General features: G+C 37.2%; 17 protein-coding genes. 10 read left to right on the top strand and 7 right to left on the bottom strand.

What is annotated here, in order from left to right; genetic code table 11:
- Position 1: 1 nt before the first annotated feature.
- From AC056_RS06710 to AC056_RS06700, 3 genes are read right to left on the bottom strand one after another with little or no spacing between them, the layout of a single operon-like run.
- Positions 2–343, bottom strand: coding sequence for a hypothetical protein (locus AC056_RS06710; RefSeq protein ID WP_039255551.1), 342 nt, complete (start codon positions 341–343; stop codon positions 2–4).
- Positions 336–833, bottom strand: a complete 498-nt coding sequence (locus AC056_RS06705) for a DUF4123 domain-containing protein (protein ID WP_077163115.1) — start codon at positions 831–833, stop codon at positions 336–338. The genes AC056_RS06710 and AC056_RS06705 overlap by 8 nt, the downstream gene beginning before the upstream one ends.
- On the bottom strand, positions 830–1030 hold the full coding sequence (locus tag AC056_RS06700) for a hypothetical protein (protein WP_039255555.1): 201 nt from the start codon (positions 1028–1030) through the stop codon (positions 830–832). Before AC056_RS06700 ends, AC056_RS06705 begins: the two co-directional genes overlap by 4 nt.
- A gap of 96 nt (positions 1031–1126) precedes the next feature.
- On the opposite strand from AC056_RS06700, the gene AC056_RS06695 reads away from it, so the two are divergent.
- Positions 1127–1774, top strand: coding sequence for a hypothetical protein (locus tag AC056_RS06695; protein ID WP_077163114.1), 648 nt, complete (start codon positions 1127–1129; stop codon positions 1772–1774).
- A gap of 589 nt (positions 1775–2363) precedes the next feature.
- Positions 2364–2936, top strand: a complete 573-nt coding sequence (locus AC056_RS06685) for a TetR/AcrR family transcriptional regulator (RefSeq protein WP_039254497.1) — start codon at positions 2364–2366, stop codon at positions 2934–2936.
- Positions 2937–2980: 44 nt separating this feature from the next.
- Here AC056_RS06685 and AC056_RS06680 read toward each other — a convergent pair whose 3' ends face one another.
- Together AC056_RS06680 and AC056_RS06675 are read right to left on the bottom strand one after the other, a co-directional pair.
- Positions 2981–3106, bottom strand: a complete 126-nt coding sequence (locus tag AC056_RS06680) for a hypothetical protein (RefSeq protein ID WP_077163113.1) — start codon at positions 3104–3106, stop codon at positions 2981–2983.
- The gene (locus AC056_RS06675) at positions 3103–4281 is read right to left on the bottom strand and encodes a YbfB/YjiJ family MFS transporter (protein ID WP_139344627.1); all 1179 of its coding nucleotides are present in this window, start codon (positions 4279–4281) and stop codon (positions 3103–3105) included. Before AC056_RS06675 ends, AC056_RS06680 begins: the two co-directional genes overlap by 4 nt.
- Before the next feature lie 96 nt (positions 4282–4377).
- Between AC056_RS06675 and AC056_RS06670 the strand changes: the two genes are divergently transcribed.
- From AC056_RS06670 to AC056_RS06655, 4 genes are all read left to right on the top strand, one after another.
- Positions 4378–5259 carry a LysR family transcriptional regulator gene (locus AC056_RS06670; RefSeq protein ID WP_077163112.1) on the top strand — a complete coding sequence of 294 codons (882 nt, stop codon included), beginning with the start codon at positions 4378–4380 and terminating at the stop codon, positions 5257–5259.
- Positions 5260–5456: 197 nt separating this feature from the next.
- Positions 5457–6851, top strand: coding sequence for an L-cystine transporter (locus AC056_RS06665; protein ID WP_004700069.1), 1395 nt, complete (start codon positions 5457–5459; stop codon positions 6849–6851).
- A 151-nt stretch (positions 6852–7002) separates the two neighbouring features.
- Positions 7003–7803: a PhzF family phenazine biosynthesis protein gene (locus tag AC056_RS06660; protein ID WP_077163110.1), complete on the top strand. Its 801-nt coding sequence runs from the start codon at positions 7003–7005 to the stop codon at positions 7801–7803.
- A 122-nt stretch (positions 7804–7925) separates the two neighbouring features.
- Positions 7926–10688 (top strand): M16 family metallopeptidase, encoded by a 2763-nt coding sequence (locus AC056_RS06655; protein WP_077163109.1) that lies wholly within the window; start codon positions 7926–7928, stop codon positions 10686–10688.
- 59 nt (positions 10689–10747) lie between these two features.
- Here AC056_RS06655 and AC056_RS06650 read toward each other — a convergent pair whose 3' ends face one another.
- Positions 10748–11161, bottom strand: coding sequence for a DUF3144 domain-containing protein (locus tag AC056_RS06650; RefSeq protein ID WP_077163108.1), 414 nt, complete (start codon positions 11159–11161; stop codon positions 10748–10750).
- A 104-nt stretch (positions 11162–11265) separates the two neighbouring features.
- Here AC056_RS06650 and AC056_RS06645 point away from each other — a divergent pair, with 104 nt between their 5' ends.
- Positions 11266–11898: a hypothetical protein gene (locus AC056_RS06645; RefSeq protein WP_077163107.1), complete on the top strand. Its 633-nt coding sequence runs from the start codon at positions 11266–11268 to the stop codon at positions 11896–11898.
- 40 nt (positions 11899–11938) lie between these two features.
- Here the strand turns inward: AC056_RS06645 and AC056_RS06640 are convergent, their stop codons facing one another.
- A complete protein-coding gene (locus tag AC056_RS06640) occupies positions 11939–13402 on the bottom strand; it encodes a CYTH and CHAD domain-containing protein (RefSeq protein ID WP_077163106.1) in 1464 nt (487 codons plus the stop codon).
- 165 nt (positions 13403–13567) lie between these two features.
- On the opposite strand from AC056_RS06640, the gene AC056_RS06635 reads away from it, so the two are divergent.
- The 3 genes from AC056_RS06635 (at position 13568) to hemL (ending at position 16019) form a co-directional block, all read left to right on the top strand.
- Positions 13568–13951: a DUF962 domain-containing protein gene (locus AC056_RS06635; RefSeq protein WP_077163105.1), complete on the top strand. Its 384-nt coding sequence runs from the start codon at positions 13568–13570 to the stop codon at positions 13949–13951.
- 115 nt (positions 13952–14066) lie between these two features.
- Positions 14067–14678, top strand: a complete 612-nt coding sequence (gene thiE, locus AC056_RS06630) for a thiamine phosphate synthase (protein ID WP_077163104.1) — start codon at positions 14067–14069, stop codon at positions 14676–14678.
- 42 nt (positions 14679–14720) lie between these two features.
- Positions 14721–16019, top strand: a complete 1299-nt coding sequence (gene hemL / locus AC056_RS06625) for a glutamate-1-semialdehyde 2,1-aminomutase (protein ID WP_004700086.1) — start codon at positions 14721–14723, stop codon at positions 16017–16019.
- Positions 16020–16076: the final 57 nt, after the last annotated feature.

The following is a 16076-nucleotide window of genomic DNA, read 5'->3' as shown; positions in this document are numbered from 1 at the left end:
ATCAATCTCTCAATTCGTAAAATTCAAAAGTCGATAAAAGATCTTTACCGCGAATATTGGAACTATAAATAAATTCTTGTATACCAGGATCTTCAAGTACATCTTTCCTCATAATCGTATTCCATACGATCAGCTGACAAATGACTTCATTGTCAGTCAATAAAAGCGATACCAATAAATCAAAGCTCTTGTATATCTCAGGCTTTAGTTGATCGTAATTTACTGAATAAGCTCTGAAAGAATCCTTCTTATCTACTAAGTACTGATAAATTTTTTCACAGAGTTCTTCTCGATCTTTTACTTTCTCAAGGCTATCAATCTGATTTTTATCTAACTTAATCATTGTATTTCAACTCATAACTTAATTCGTTGAGCATAAAAGAAATGGACTCAAAGCCTTCAAGCAATTGCTTTTTCTGTTCACTATTAAAGATGAGAGAAAGGCGGTTTAAGACACGCGGATCGTAATATCGAATAATACCTATCCCGCCGTCATCGAGTTCAATATAGAGCTTTTCTAGAAGCTTATTTTTCAATTGTTTAATGTCTAATTTGCTTTTAATTAAAACCATTGAATCTTTTGTTTTCATAAGGTTGATTTGATTTTCAACTTGATAAAGGTCAAGTTTATTTAATTCAAACAAAATAGGACCATACTGATAGGCTTCTTCTTCATATGTACCTTGAAATAAGTAGAAGCAATCGCCGTATGTGTCTTCAAGGTGTGATATATGGCCATGGTCGATCTGTGCGCCATCGACAAGCAAAAATAATTGTTCATCTTTATGATGGTTAGCAATAAAACTTTCTAAATTTTGATTATTAAAACTCATCTTCTAACGATCCCTACGCCTTCTTTCGCAGCTTTCATAAGACATTCGATACAGATCGGTTGGGGAAGTGCATTCTGAGGCATTTGTACTTGAGCACCGGGCTTAAAAAGATGCTGACCAGCCTTAACTTCGAATTTAGACGGCGTAATAAAAGTAATACCGCTTTTATTGATAATAATCTGTGAACCACCAGCCATGATTTAGATTTACCTATTATTTTATTAAAAAGATTTAAAGTTAAACTATAATCTGCATAATAATAGTATTTAAACGTGATTAATTCCACCATCTTTATGACATTTATTGTTGCAATTCAATTAAACGATAGCATTATCATTGCTTCGGATAATAAGAAAGTCACCATTAACCCAGATGGTACGTTAAATTTTACAAATGAATGTATTTCTAAAATTTTTCCATGGAAAAATGGAATAATTACAGGAACGGGTGAATATTTTGTAATTAGCCGTGCTGTTTCTATTTTTAATAGTTTTAAAGAGCTACCACCTGAGTATTTGTCCGAATGTTTAGAAATTTCAAGACGTTTAAGAGAATGTGAAATAGGGAAAGATTATTTTCAAGTCGCAAACACTAAACTGATGTATTCGGTATATACCGAAAATGGGGCACAGCTTTATCGAGTTGAAAGTTTTGATGAAAGTTATAAATATAAAGTGATTAAAGTTGAACCTATGGATTTAACAGTTTGGTTGTTTTATCCTTTTATTGAAACTATATCGGTTAACTTGCAATCTTTATATGCCGATTTAAAGGATAAGTCATATTTTAAAAATAATACAGAATGGATAAGCTATTATATTGAACGAATTTCCCCAATTTTTAAAAAGCAAAGTCAGCAAGATTGGTTAATGAGTCAAAGCTTTGATATATTTTTTCAAAGCAAAGATGGTTTTGTTTATGATCAAATACCCAACATATAGATTGTTAAGTATTTATTTACGGTCTAATTTTTTTTACAATTAATAAATGTAGTTTATTGACAGCCGTTTAGCCAATCATTATTCTTCAAATTCTGGCCACATTGCCAGGCAGTCTTGACGGACTGCTTAACACTAGCATCAGAGGTAATCCTTTTCTGAGGATTTGTTTCGGATGTGCCACTCGTTCCCTCCCGTAGAGGTAGGACGGGAGAGGGACACCCTCGGGTGTGCTAGTTAGTGTTACTGGTCCGTCAACCCTCTTCCGTTCTGCCACCATAATTTATTATTTTGGCAGATCCAATTGTGAGTATTGGAGGTTGTCATGTTCTTGAAAATTCGTTTATTGGTTGCCTTGACCAAAGTCCCTATATTTCATTAGAAATTATTATTTTCTTTAAAGTTTTAATCTTTTATAGGTTTTAATTTTTTAGATTATTACATTCAAAAATTACATTTAGTATTTATATTCGAGATATATTTGGTAATATAATCTTGAAGGTGTTTTCTTACACCTTTATTTTATACGCTGTATATATTTTAAAAAACTATATCTTGAACTTTAAAATAAAAATGATTGGAATAATAATTTATGCTTGATTTAAAAGTAGGTGGGAAAGCAAGAAAATTTCTTGAAACTTCTAGTTATTTGTTTGGTGAATATGGTTTTACTAATGTTGGTGTTGACACTATCGTTAGAGAAGCAAAAATAGCTAAAATGACTTTATATCAATATTTTGAATCTAAAGAAAAACTGGTTGAAATATGTCTGGTTGTACATAAAAACCAGTTAATTGAAAAAGTGAAATTTATTTTAGAACAGGTGGGAAATTTAAGTTTGGTTGATAAGCTTAAGAAAATTTTCTATTTACATGTCGATATGCAAAGCTCATATCATTTGATTTTTAAAGCGATTGTGGAAATTAAGTTGGCTTATCCAGTGGCTTATGATGTTGTGAGAAAATATAGAACATGGCTTGTTAATACGATTTATCAGCTTATATCTACATATAGGAAGAATGCGACTTATCAAGATGCTCATTTGTTTTTATTTATTATAGATGGTGCAATGACTCAGTTATTAAGCCCCAATCATGTTGATGATAGAGAGAGTTTGTTTGATTATTATCTTTTGACAGTATTTGCATCTTACAATAAGCCTTAAATATAAAATAAATGTGAATGCCCCTTGATATATCGGGGCTTTTTTTATTGCATAAACTCAGGGTGTTTTGCCGTTTTGGGTGCACCGATTTTCTTTTGATAACTCTGGTCTAGGGCTTGAATAATAAGAACGAAAGCAACTAGAAATAAAGGAAAGAGCAGAGTTTTCATGATTTGGTTTCTCCGAGAGTGATAGGTATGGAAGAACGGGTGCGAACTAACAGACTGGCGGCAAACAGCAATACAATGCCATTCATTAAAAAGAGGTGGGCATACGACCAGTGCAAATGATGTAAGGTACTTATAACCACGCCACCTAAAAGCTGGGTACTGGCAAAGCCAATCGTGGCAAGGCTCCAGAGTTTTTGATAACGCTGCTCATAAATTTGTAAAAGGCTATAAGAGCTAATGAATACGGTGGCAGGCGTGAGCAAACCTGTAAGAAATGAAGACAATGCAAGTAAAGAGATGGCATGTGAAAAGAACGGTAATGCAACGGCTATGCAGTAAATGCCATAAAGCCATTTAATTGCTTGTAAATATCCGGTGAAGCGGCTTAAACAGTACGCCACAAAAGCGCCTATACAGCTTCCGATGCCATACAGCACCCAAAACAAATTTCGCTGTTGCAATGGAAAATGCAAGGTTCCCGATAAGTAATCCATCCAAAACAAAGAGTGCGGAATATAGGCAAAAGCACTGCACATATAGGCAATAATAATGACCACTCCCAAGCGTGAATGTTTGATGCTTTGAGGGATTTGGCTAGTTGTTTGAACAGACTGCTGTGGTTGATGGTTGAGTAATTGGAAAAGTGCAAGACTGCCAAAAATAGAGAGCGCTGCAAAAATGCTCCAGACATATTGAATGGGCATATTTTTAAGTAAGGGAATAATAATAGTGGCAGATAACACGCCTACACCAATGCCGCTAAACCCTAAGAAATTGACTTTGAGCCTTTGACTCATTGCAATATTTTTCATGGCAAAGCTCGGTGCCAAAATCATGAGTAGACCGCCTGCAATTCCTGAAATGGTGCGCCAGAACACAAACCAAACCAATGGCATGTGTATGAAGGCACAGCAGAGTAGACTTAAGCTGCCCACAACTGCTGAACTTACAATGAGTATGGGAATAGATTTTTCTTTAATACTAAACAACGCCAACAAGGCACCTAGCAAATAGCCCAGCAAATTTGCACTGCCTAAGAAGCTTGCGAAGTCGTGTGTCCATCCGTATTGCACAATCATGATTGGCATGAGAGCAGTGTAGGAAAATCTAAAAACACCAATACCCAAGCAAGTTGCTAAAAATACAAGCAGACTCATTCGATAAAGCGTAGTCATGTGAAATCACTCAATTTTTTTATTATTAAAAGCGAGTTTTACAATCTTTAAAAATGATTTAATATGATACTAATTATCTTATTTTGAGATAGTGATATGTTGCTTAAGTCTCTAGAGTTTTTTTTAGCGGTTGCAGAGAGTGGAAGTTTTTCACTGGCTGCACAAAAAATGTATACGGTTCAATCGAATATCACCAGTCATGTGAAAAAGCTTGAAGAAGAGTTAGGAGTGGTTTTATTAAATCGCCATAATCCCGTGACATTAACCAATGCAGGGCAGCAGTTGCATAGCTATGCTGTTCAAATGATCGCGCTGCACAATAAAGCGAAAAAAATCTTTCAAGACAGTGATATTGATCCGAACGAAACCATTCGTTTAGGCAGTATGGAAACCACAGCGGCCATACGACTTCCTCAATTACTGAATGAATGTATGCAGCAATATCCCAATTTGCCGATTGAGCTTCAAACTCACCCAACAGGATATTTGATTAACGCTGTGCAGCAAGGTGAGCTTGATTGCGCTTTTGTTGCCTCGAAATATGTGATTCCTGAGTTATATAGCTATCCGATATGGCAAGAACAATTGGTTTTGGTTTGCCCAAAACAGCAAACCGAGTTTCCTGACATTGCCACGCTTGCAAAGACCAGATTTATTGCATTTCGACAAGGGTGTTCCTATCGCCATGCAATTGAGCTGTTTTTAAATGACCATAGTGTGCCGCCTTCGCAAATCATGGAAATGGGTAGCCTGGACGGTATTGTCAGTTGTGTAGAGTTAGGTGTCGGCTTTGCGCTATTGCCAAAGTCATACTTAACCAAAGTGGCCGATAAAGTCTCATTAAGCTGTTTTGAAATTAATACTGAATCTGCACACTTCACCACTTATGTCGTTGCTCAGCCTCCTGAGACATGGGGGAATAATTTAAAGCAATTTATTGGTTTTATTGAGCAACAGTTTATACAGAAATGTGCTTAATTTTAATACATAAATGTCCTACTTAGCTTATGCCCTAAAAGTGATATATATGTATTTAAATGTCATTTTATATTCTCATCCAGATCGGTAATGATCTGCATGCTAGAAAATTGTGGAAAAGGGTAGTTTATATAGGCCGGCTATGGTCAAATATGCCCCCTTAAAAGATGACACAAGCAATAATTTGGAGTTTGGGAATGAATATACCCTTAATCATCAATATTGTGGTTTTTGTCGGGTTAATATTTTTACTCGCCCAAACACGTAAAACGGACTGGAGCTTATCTAAAAAAGTTCTTGCTGGCTTAGTTTTAGGTGTAGTGTTTGGTTTAGGACTACATTTGATTTATGGCGGTGGCCATCCGATTCTTGCTGAATCTATTAGCTGGTTTAATATTGTTGGTAACGGCTATGTAAAACTTTTACAAATGGTCGTGATGCCTTTGGTCTTTGTTTCAATTTTAGGCGCAGTAGCCAAGTTGCATCAGGCTTCCTCTTTAGGAAAAATCAGCGTCTATACCATCGGAACTTTATTATTCACAACGTTAATTGCTGCGCTGGTTGGTGTATTTGTGACGAATTTATTTGGCTTAACTGCCAAAGGTTTGGTGCAAGGTGCTGCTGAAACTGCGCGTTTAACTGCAATTAATACTGATTATGTAAGTAAAGTAACAGACTTAAGCGTACCGCAATTTATTCTTTCCTTTATTCCAAGTAACCCTTTTGCTGAGTTAACGGGTGCAAATCCGACTTCAATTATTAGTGTAGTTATTTTTGCTGTCTTTTTAGGGATAGCTGCGCTTAATTTAATGAAAGATGATGCAGAAAAAGGTCAGCGTATTTTGACTGCTATTCAGACGTTACAGTCTTGGGTCATGAAGCTTGTACGTTTAGTCATGACGCTTACACCGTATGGTGTTTTTGCGCTTATGACTAAGGTTGTGGCAAGTTCAAATGTGGCCGACATTTTAAACCTAGGTGGTTTTTTGGTTGCGTCATATTTAGGTTTGGCGATTATGTTTGGCGTTCATGCCATTATTTTGACCCTGACCGGTGTTTCTCCGCTTAAGTTCTTTAAGAAAGTTGCGCCTGTTTTAACATTCGCGTTTACAAGCCGTTCAAGTGCAGCAAGTATTCCACTGAGTATTGAAGCGCAAACTCGTCGTTTGGGTATTCCAGAATCTATTGCGAGTTTTTCTGCTTCATTTGGTGCAACCATTGGTCAAAATGGTTGTGCGGGTTTATACCCAGCAATGTTGGCCGTGATGGTTGCTCCCACTATGGGGATTAATACACTCGACCCAATGTGGATTGCTTCTTTAGTGGGTATTGTGACTTTAAGCTCGATTGGTGTGGCTGGTGTTGGTGGTGGTGCGACTTTTGCTGCACTGATTGTGCTTCCTGCAATGGGTTTACCTGTAACTTTGGTTGCGCTGCTTATTTCAATCGAACCGTTAATTGATATGGGCCGTACTGCATTAAATGTAAATGGGTCAATGACTGCGGGTGTAGTGACGAGTCAACTGATGGGCCAAACAGATAAAGACATATTAAATAGTGAAGATGAAATTGAGTTAACTCAACATCATTAATAGTTAGTATAAAACGGCTCATTCATATCTGAATGAGCCGTTTTTTTATATGCTTAAATTGCCATTGTGATGTGGATTTTAAAAAAAACTGTATCTGTTTTTATTTTAAATAGTTTTAGAAAATGAGCTTATTACAAAAGAGAGCGCTATCATGAAAATGTATCAAGTCGATGCTTTTACAAAAGAGTTATTTCGTGGAAATCCAGCTGCTGTGATTGTTGAAAAAGAGTGGCTAGATGCAGATTTAATGCAAAAGATAGCGCTTGAAAATAACTTATCTGAAACTGCTTTTGTAAAAATTATAGATTCTGAAAACTATGAAATTCGTTGGTTTACACCAATGGTTGAAGTCGATTTTTGTGGTCATGCGACTCTTGCGAGTGCTTTTGTACTCTTTAAAGATTTTACGGATAAAAAGACCATTAATTTTCATGTCCGAAACTTAGGGCTTTTTATTGTTCATCAAGATGAAGATGGCAAAATCAGAATGAATTTTCCAATTCGTAAGGCTGAACAAGTGAAAGATTATCCAGCTATTTTACGACAAGCTTTAAGCAAACCATTTAAGGCTGTTTATCAAAATGTTCAAGCTTATATTATTGAGTATGAATCAGTGCAAGACGTGTTAGATGAGCAGCTTAAAGCCTTAGGTAAACGGACAGCTATTACGGCTACAGATATGGATGTCGTAATCACTACAAAAGCAGACGAGCACTATGACTGTGTGTCTCGTTACTTTGCACCTGTTGCAGGCATTGAAGAAGACCCTGTTACAGGTTCAATTCATACTGCAATAGCGCCGTTATGGGCAGAAAAGCTGAGCAAAAATAATATTGTGGCTTATCAAGCTTCTAGCCGTGGAGGCGTTTTATATTGCAATATAATGAATCAGGAACGTATTGAAATTGCAGGATATAGCAAACTTTATATGCAAGCAGAAATTTTTCTTTAAAATAAAAAGCCGTTTAAATAAACGGCTTTCTTTTCAAAACTTTACTATTAATGTCAGCTTAAATTACCTACTATACTCTTACAACTATTGATTTTTTATTATTCAAATTAATTGGTATTTCTATGTTCATGCAGTTTAAACAACTGACTCTCTCCCTATGTATTCTTGGTTTAAGTGCTGCGTCTTTTGCACAAACGACATTAGTAAAAAGTAAGCAAAGTATTGAGGAATATAAATTAGATAATGGCTTTCGGGTAGTGCTTGCACCGAATGACAAAGAAAATAAAATCTTTATTAATACTATCTATTTGACAGGTTCTTTAAATGACCCACAAGGTAAAAGTGGCTTAGCACATTTACTTGAGCATTTGGCATTTAAAGGCACGCAAAACGTAAAGGGTGAAGAATTTCAGCGCCGTTTAGATCAATATACATTAATGACAAATGCGAGCACGGATTACTATTCAACCAAATATACCAATATCGTTCGTCCAGAAAAAAATGCGCTAGATCAAGTGTTGTACCTTGAATCTGAACGTATGGATAAATTAGTTCTACAAGAAAAATTTGTACCTTCTGAAATTGAAATCGTAAAGCGTGAACGTGAAGTCCGTATGGATCAGCCTTTTGCTGTCTTAATGGATCAAATGTGGAAATCGGCTTATGGAAACAAGTATTTAGGGCGATTACCAATTGGTGATTTACCTGAGCTTAAGTCTATTAAAATGCCTGAATTGAACCAGTTCTACCGCAGTTGGTACGCACCTAACAATGCGGTTATGGTTGTTTCAGGTAAGTTTGATAAAACTGATGTTTTAAAAACAATTGACCAATATTTTAGTCCTATTCCTGCGCGAGCTGTGCCGAAGCCTGTTCAGGTACCTGTTTTAGATTCTACAAAAATGAAGGATCGTGAGTTTGTAGTGAAAAAGGGCAGTGATTTGGCCAAATTCCATATCTATATGAATGGAAAAAACACGAAAATTCAGCCAACACTCGCTTTAGCACCAATGCTATATACCATGCAACCAAGTGGTCATTTATACCAAAACATGGTTGAAACGGGTATTTCTACAGACGTTCAGGCATCAACATGGTTAGATCAAGATTTTAATGTCGTATTTTTAGGTGCGGTTTACTCACCAAAAAATGACCCTAATAAAGTTGAAAGTGCTTTACTCTCGGGAATAGAAAAGGGTAAGCCTTTTACAGAGACTGAGCTAAATCGCGTAAAAAGCTTAATGAAAACGCAAGGTGAGTTAGTCAATAAAGATGCCGTTGCTTTGGGTTCTCGTTTAAGTGATTACAGTGTAGCTGGTGGGCAATGGGACCAATATTTTAAAGATTTAGATGCAGTTGAGAAAGTGAAACTCAATGAAGTCAATCAAACCTTGAAACAGTTCCTTGTTGCTGGGCATCGTATTGATGGCGATATTTTGCCGACACCTGAAGATCAAAAGAAAGCATTGCAACTTGACCCTAAAGATAAGCCTAAAACTTTAGATCAAACCGATGTTAAACCAGAGCCTTTAAAAGATCCGAAAGTTTATCAACAAGAAGTTAGTGAATTTTTAAAAACCTCAAAGCAATATGCCGAAACTAATGAGAAAAAGATTAGCCGCGGGAAACTTAAAAACGGAATGAAGTATGCTTTGTTCCCTGTAGAAACTCGTGATGATCGTACCTATGCCACTATTACTATGGATTTTGGTACAGAAAAATCTTTATTTGATAAAGGTACAGTTGTTGATTTAACTTCATATTTATTACTGCGTGGCTCTGACAAACATAGTTTGCAAGATATTGCAGATAAATCAATCGATGCAGGCGGTGCAGCTTATGCAAGTGCTGACGGCAATGGCATGACTATTAACATTCAATCTAAAACTGAAAAATTTGATGAGTTCTTCAAATTTGTTTTAGAGGTCATGAAAAATCCTAAATTTGAACAATCTCAATTTGATTTAATTAAGTCTCAAAGCTTATCGAGCCTTGATCGTCCTTACACAGAACCAGATGTCGTGGCAGGTTTAACATTATCGCGTTTAATTGAAGAATACCAACCGGGTGATTTGCGTTATCACTTCGAACCTGAGTTGGCTAAAAAACAATTGAAGAATGTGACCCAAGAACAAGTTAAAGAGCTGTACCAGCATTTCTTTGCAATGAACCATGCGCAAATTGCGATTACTGGTGCATTTGATGCAAAGAAAATGAAAAATCTATTGAATCAAGAGTTTGGAAGCTGGAACAGTAAGCAACCATACGAAAAAATCTTAATTAAACATGTCGATTTTCCTGCTCAGAAGGTACATGCTTTATCTGAACAACGCGAGTTTGGTAGTTATCAAAGTATAATCACACTACCAGTTGGGAAAAACCATCCTGACGCACCTGCATTAATTTTAATGAATTATATTTTAGGTGATTCTCAAATCTCATCGCGTTTGGCTCAAGAGCTTCGTGAAAAAAATGCATTGGTATATGGTTTTGGAACAGGTCTACAACTTGATCAGGACACGAATGTTGGTGCGTTAAGTATTAGTGCAAACTATACGGCTGGGCGTTCAGCACAAGTCTCTGATTCAGTTCATAAGGTATTAAATGACTTGTTAACGAAGGGTATCACTGAGCAAGAGCTTGCAGCAGCTAAAGCAGATCTCATGAAGAAACGAGTTACTGCACTAGAAGATGAGCGCAATATTCACGGTATGTTAAATATTGAGCTTGAGTCGGGTAAAACATTACTTGACCGCGTTAAGCATGATCAAGACTTAACTAAGCTGACCGTTGCCGATGTGAACGCAGTCATTAAAAAATATATTAAACCTTCAAACCTTGTGGAAGTGATGGCTGACCAATATGGCCAAGCACAAAAGCAATAACTAACTTATCAAACAAAAAGCCACATGAAGTGGCTTTTTATTTGAGTATTTAAAGCTTATTAATGGTCATGGTCATGGTCATGGTCATGGTCATGGTCATGTTTGTGAGCATGGAAATCTTCATTCTTACGGAAACGTAAGTAGTTTTCGAACTGTTCACAATACTCATCAAAGTTATCTTCGAGCATCATTTGAAATTGCTGAAGCAAATAAGACATCACTTGCTCTTTTGCATCGCGCATTTCATTGCCATCTTTAAAATTGTTTGCAGCCACCCACGTGTTAAAACGGGCTGTTGCAAATAACATGGCTGCACTCACTTGGCCGCGAAGCTCAGCAGGGTCAGGCTTTTGGCCTTTAGGCGGGCGACAAAAATCATTCGCTTGTTTAATGAATTCATCCGCACGCTCAAAGAAAACAGCATTTAACGCTTCTTCTTCAGTAATATCTGTTGCATTAATCTTTTGAGACATGACATATTCCCGCAAAAATAGAGCTGCTTATTATAGGCAAAGCCTTGCGGAAACAAAACCTTTGCCTTAGTCTGTAAATAGCCTAAGTGTTGGAAGTTCTAATTATGCAAGATGCGATAGCCGTTCAAAGTTTAAAAACAGACATTGCTCTATTACGTCAGCATATTTTTCCACCCCAATATTTAGAGCATGTCGAAGGGCTACCAATTTATTATGGTTTGCAAGAAGAAGTTTTAGCCTATTACCAACAATGGAAAGATTTAATCGAAAGGGCACAAGAGCTTTTTCAACCTTTTATGGAAGATGAATTACCAGATGCAATTCATTTACCAAGCCATCTGAACTTACCATTATTCTTTTTTCATGTAGATCGGATTCGTATTAATAAAACACGTGCTAAAGAGTCGAAAACTTTTCGTGGTGTGGCAAGTCTTATTGAAAAATGCGGTCAGTTTGAAACAGATCAGATTTTTACCATGCAAGAATGGTTGCAGAGTGATGAGACGGCAGCACTCGTTGCTCACCGTGAATTTATCGACTTGAGAACTTATGTGTTCCAGCATGGTCAAAGTGAATATACACGTTCACGTTTTTATACTAATGGTATTGTACTAGGGGTAGAGCCTCACTTTGAACTTGTCGATGCCCGAGATAAACCAAGAAAGCAGCGTAGCGATAGCTATAATGACCCGTTAGCAGATAATGGCGTGTGGAAAGTATTTGGTAAATACCGATAATATAAAAAGTCGCGACATCTATGTCGCGACTATAAGATATTTACCAAAAAGTTTTTACTTTATTAAATTTTTGCAAAGCTTCGGCAGACTGATTTTGTAAATAAGGCTGTTTGGCCTTAATCCATCCTAGAGCAAACCAAAAGTGCGGGTCGTGTTCAATTGCTTTATTAAAGAGATCTTCAGCTATAAACAAATCGTTATATAGTCCTAAGGTATTTTGCACGGGTTGCAATTTCTTTAAAAACTGTTGAACATTTTTAGATGGATATAAGCTTGATATAAATTCAATGCAGTAACGTAGCTGTTTAGCTTTTTTACGTATCTTGTGCTGTTCAGTTACTTCGAGTTCATTGAAATCTTTAGCATGACTCACAACTTGGTAATGTAACTTATCTAAGCTTTTTTCTATCTCCTTTTTAAATTTTCCTTTGGTACTTTGGCTATCTTCTTCTGAATAAGCAAATGCCAGTAATGCGAGTACAAGCTTGACGGTTTCTGCCGATTTGAACAGTGTAGCAAGATCTTTTAATGGCTCCTCTGAGATTGGAAGTAAAAGCTCAGGTGAACCATGTTGCACAATCATAGGTAAAATTTCAGTACGAATAGCATCTACGTCACGCGTGTTTCCAAGCTTGCGGAAAAGTGCTGCAATTTGCTCTTCCCAAGCAGGGTTTAAATCGTCTGACCATCCTGAAAAATGATGAAGTGCACTGCGTAAACGACGTAAGCTTACACGTGCCTGATGGATATGCTCAGCTTCGGCGACGTTATCGGCAATTGCAGCCATATTCGGTAAGAATTGTCCTAAACAGTTTTCTACAATTTTTTTGAGCGCTTGTTCTGCTGAAATATTCTTATCTAAACTCAAGTTTTTTGCGTGAACAGCAGGTGAAACGGCTTTTCCTAATGCGAGTAAATTACCGCGTTCGGCTTTACTTCTAACATCGAGCCATAACTCATAACGATTAATCCATTGCTGTGCAAATTGAATCAGTGTTTTAACAGCACCTTGTTTAAGCTCAAACTCAACTTCACAAATTTTACTTTGGGTTGTTGCCGTTTTTACCACACCGTCATCAAGACAGACTTCAATAGCGGTGTTGTCAGCTTCAAATACATGATAAGTACGATGTACATCGGTCTCAAACTGCAAGCTTAGCTTTTCAACCTCAGTGCCTAAAGCTTGAGTAAGTAAATCGGTAACTGCTTTATTATCTTTGTATAACTCAAGGTTTAACTCGGGTTCTTGTTCGCATTTACCTAAAAAAACTTCTTCTTCGACACGGTGTAAATGGCTTTGACCTGCAGCTTTAAAGGTTTGTACCCACAAATCATTTTCTTTACGTAAACGTAGGGCCATACCATTTTTTGCGAGTAGGCGATTTGGTGTATCGTAATATTTGGCCTGTAAATGAATATTCTGCGCTTTATGTTTTTTTAAATACTGCAGAACAGTTTTTTTCTTCGATTCAGGTAACTGAAACTTAAGCTCAACTTCAACCATAATGGATCTCCCTGAATCAGGTATTTAAACTATCTTGAATAAGTATAATAGCTTAGCGCTAAAAGTAGTGCTTTTGATAGAGAAAGTTACAATCAAACATATGACGCTAGGCTTTTATTTAGGTGTACAATCAGGTGACGTTTTGATCAAATAAAAATCAGGAAGATGATCGTGAATGCACCAGTAAACTTCAACCATGAAGCTCAGCCAGAGTTTGACTTACCGATTAAAAACTATCAGGAATTTTATCGCTTTTATTTAACTGAACACCGTAACATTATGAGCAGACGCCTACATGTGGTGGGTAGCAGCATTGGGATATACTTTTTTTCAAAAGCCATTCGTAAGAAACAAGCTAAATACGCACTTTATGGTTTAGTGTCTGGCTATGCATGTGCATGGGTTGGACATTTCGTATTTGAAAAAAATAAGCCTGCCAGTTTTAAACAGCCTCTTTATAGCTTTATTTCTGATTGGCGAATGCTATCTGATGTGGCGACTGGTCAATTAAGTTTGATTGACCGTAAGCACGATAAAATTCCGAGTTAATTTTTTATTCCTATTTTAATATGCCGATTGGTACTGTTAAGCCTATATCAATCGGTACTTATGATGTCCTATAAATCCGTTATACTAGCGTAGTTTTTTAAAGCGAGAGTAGAGTATGCGCGGTTTATACCTCATTACCAATGATGACCCAATCCAATTATTATTAGAAAAATTAGACGCCGCACTCGCAACTCGCCAGGTCGCAATTTTACAGTACCGCCGTAAAAAAGTAGACAAAGCAGACCAGCCTGCTGAAGTTGACCAGATCAAAAAGTTATGTGAAAAATACCAAGTTCCTTTTGTGATTAATGATGACTTACAATTGGCTTCTCAGTTTGGTTTAGGTGTGCATTTAGGACAAAGTGATGGTGAAATCACAGATGCAAAATCGAAACTTCCTGAAGGTGTCATTATTGGCCGTACTTGCCTCAACTCTTTAGACCTTGCACAAAAAGCAATTGTCGATGGCGCAACTTATGTTGCCTTTGGTGCTGTGTATGCAACTGCCACAAAACCAGAAGCCGGCAATGTCGGTATTGAAGTCATTAAGCAAGCAGCGGCTCAATATGATTTACCTATTTGTGCAATTGGTGGTTTAACTGTTGAAAACTCAAAACCTGTGATTGAGGCTGGAGCTGACCTCTGCGCAGTCATTAGTGATATATTAGGTCGATCAACTGCTGAAATTCCTGTCCGTGTACAAGCGTGGGCACAATTATTTTCTTAAGCTTTCAAAATTATTTTTTAGATATTTAAGACGAGCATTTCCATGAGTTTATCTCCAAAGCAAGAACAGTTATTTAAACAAGCCAGCAAACACATTCCTGGTGGTGTGAACTCTCCGGTACGTGCCTTTAATGGCGTTGGAGGAACACCAGTTTTCATCGAGAAAGCTAAAGGTGCTTATTTGTGGGATGTCGATGGTAAGCGCTATGTTGACTATGTTGGTTCTTGGGGACCAATGATTTTGGGCCATGCTCATCCAGAAATTATTAAAGCGGTACAAACAGCAGCAGAAGATGGTTTAAGTTTTGGTGCACCAACCGTACATGAAACGACTTTGGCAGATATTATCTGTGAAATCATGCCATCCATTGAATTGGTACGTATGACCAACTCTGGTACAGAGGCAACCATGACCGCTATTCGTTTAGCGCGTGGTTATACTGGCCGTGACAAAATCGTAAAGTTTGAAGGTTGCTATCATGGTCACTCTGACTCACTTTTAGTAAAAGCGGGTTCGGGTTTACTTACTTTAGGTGAGGGTGAGCCAACTTCAAAAGGTGTTCCAGTCGATTTTGCTAAACATACTTTAACGCTGCCTTATAATGATATTGCTGCATTAAAAGAGTGTTTTGCCAAATTCGGTCATGAAATTGCGGGCGTTATTATCGAACCTGTTGCGGGTAACATGAACATGGTGAAACCAATTGACGGTTTCTTACAAGCCATTCGTGATGTGTGTGATGAATATAAATCTGTATTTATTATTGATGAAGTAATGACAGGTTTCCGCGTTGCTTTAGGTGGTGCTCAGTCAGTTTATAACGTTAAACCTGACTTAACGACTTTGGGTAAAATTATTGGTGCGGGTTTACCTGTAGGTGCGTTTGGCGGTAAGCGTGAAATCATGGAATGCATCGCACCTTTAGGTGGTGTATACCAAGCAGGAACGTTATCTGGTAACCCACTTGCTATGCGTGCTGGTATCGAGATGTTTAAACATTTACGTCAACCTGACTTTTACAGCAAGTTATCTGCTCAACTTGAAAAGTTACTTGCGGGTTTACAAGCCGCGGCTGATGAAGCAGGTATTCCATTTAAAACTCAGCAAGCGGGTGCAATGTTTGGTCTTTACTTTACCGATCAAGAAGATATTACAAGCTTTGACTCTATGTTGGCATGTGACATTGAAGCTTTCAAAAAGTTCTTCCATGGCATGTTAAAGCGCGGTGTAAACTTAGCGCCATCGGCATTTGAAGCAGGCTTTATTTCATCTGCTCATTCTGATGAAGATATCGAATATACGATTCAGGCTGCAAAAGAAACATTTGCCGAAATGAAGTAAGCAAAAAAGCCCGTGTTAAACGGGCTTTTTAATTTGAGCTTTTTTTATATTTGTAGA

Origin of the sequence: Acinetobacter genomosp. 33YU, assembly GCF_001990725.1 — a bacterium.
GTDB lineage: Bacteria > Pseudomonadota > Gammaproteobacteria > Pseudomonadales > Moraxellaceae > Acinetobacter > Acinetobacter seifertii.
This window is presented reverse-complemented; position numbering and strand designations above follow the sequence as displayed.

Bases quoted from the DNA above. Each gene is read 5' to 3' on its own strand.
- AC056_RS06650 (WP_077163108.1), bottom strand. From the start codon at position 11,161: ATGTCTCAAAAGATTAATGCAACAGATATTACTGAAGAAGAAGCGTTA.
- AC056_RS06705 (WP_077163115.1), bottom strand. From the start codon at position 833: ATGAGTTTTAATAATCAAAATTTAGAAAGTTTTATTGCTAACCATCAT.
- AC056_RS06710 (WP_039255551.1), bottom strand. From the start codon at position 343: ATGATTAAGTTAGATAAAAATCAGATTGATAGCCTTGAGAAAGTAAAA.
- AC056_RS06700 (WP_039255555.1), bottom strand. From the start codon at position 1,030: ATGGCTGGTGGTTCACAGATTATTATCAATAAAAGCGGTATTACTTTT.
- AC056_RS06695 (WP_077163114.1), top strand. From the start codon at position 1,127: ATGACATTTATTGTTGCAATTCAATTAAACGATAGCATTATCATTGCT.
- AC056_RS06685 (WP_039254497.1), top strand. From the start codon at position 2,364: ATGCTTGATTTAAAAGTAGGTGGGAAAGCAAGAAAATTTCTTGAAACT.
- AC056_RS06635 (WP_077163105.1), top strand. From the start codon at position 13,568: ATGATCGTGAATGCACCAGTAAACTTCAACCATGAAGCTCAGCCAGAG.
- AC056_RS06640 (WP_077163106.1), bottom strand. From the start codon at position 13,402: ATGGTTGAAGTTGAGCTTAAGTTTCAGTTACCTGAATCGAAGAAAAAA.
- hemL (WP_004700086.1), top strand. From the start codon at position 14,721: ATGAGTTTATCTCCAAAGCAAGAACAGTTATTTAAACAAGCCAGCAAA.
- AC056_RS06680 (WP_077163113.1), bottom strand. From the start codon at position 3,106: ATGAAAACTCTGCTCTTTCCTTTATTTCTAGTTGCTTTCGTTCTTATT.
- AC056_RS06665 (WP_004700069.1), top strand. From the start codon at position 5,457: ATGAATATACCCTTAATCATCAATATTGTGGTTTTTGTCGGGTTAATA.
- AC056_RS06675 (WP_139344627.1), bottom strand. From the start codon at position 4,281: ATGACTACGCTTTATCGAATGAGTCTGCTTGTATTTTTAGCAACTTGC.
- AC056_RS06670 (WP_077163112.1), top strand. From the start codon at position 4,378: ATGTTGCTTAAGTCTCTAGAGTTTTTTTTAGCGGTTGCAGAGAGTGGA.
- thiE (WP_077163104.1), top strand. From the start codon at position 14,067: ATGCGCGGTTTATACCTCATTACCAATGATGACCCAATCCAATTATTA.
- AC056_RS06660 (WP_077163110.1), top strand. From the start codon at position 7,003: ATGAAAATGTATCAAGTCGATGCTTTTACAAAAGAGTTATTTCGTGGA.
- AC056_RS06655 (WP_077163109.1), top strand. From the start codon at position 7,926: ATGTTCATGCAGTTTAAACAACTGACTCTCTCCCTATGTATTCTTGGT.
- AC056_RS06645 (WP_077163107.1), top strand. From the start codon at position 11,266: ATGCAAGATGCGATAGCCGTTCAAAGTTTAAAAACAGACATTGCTCTA.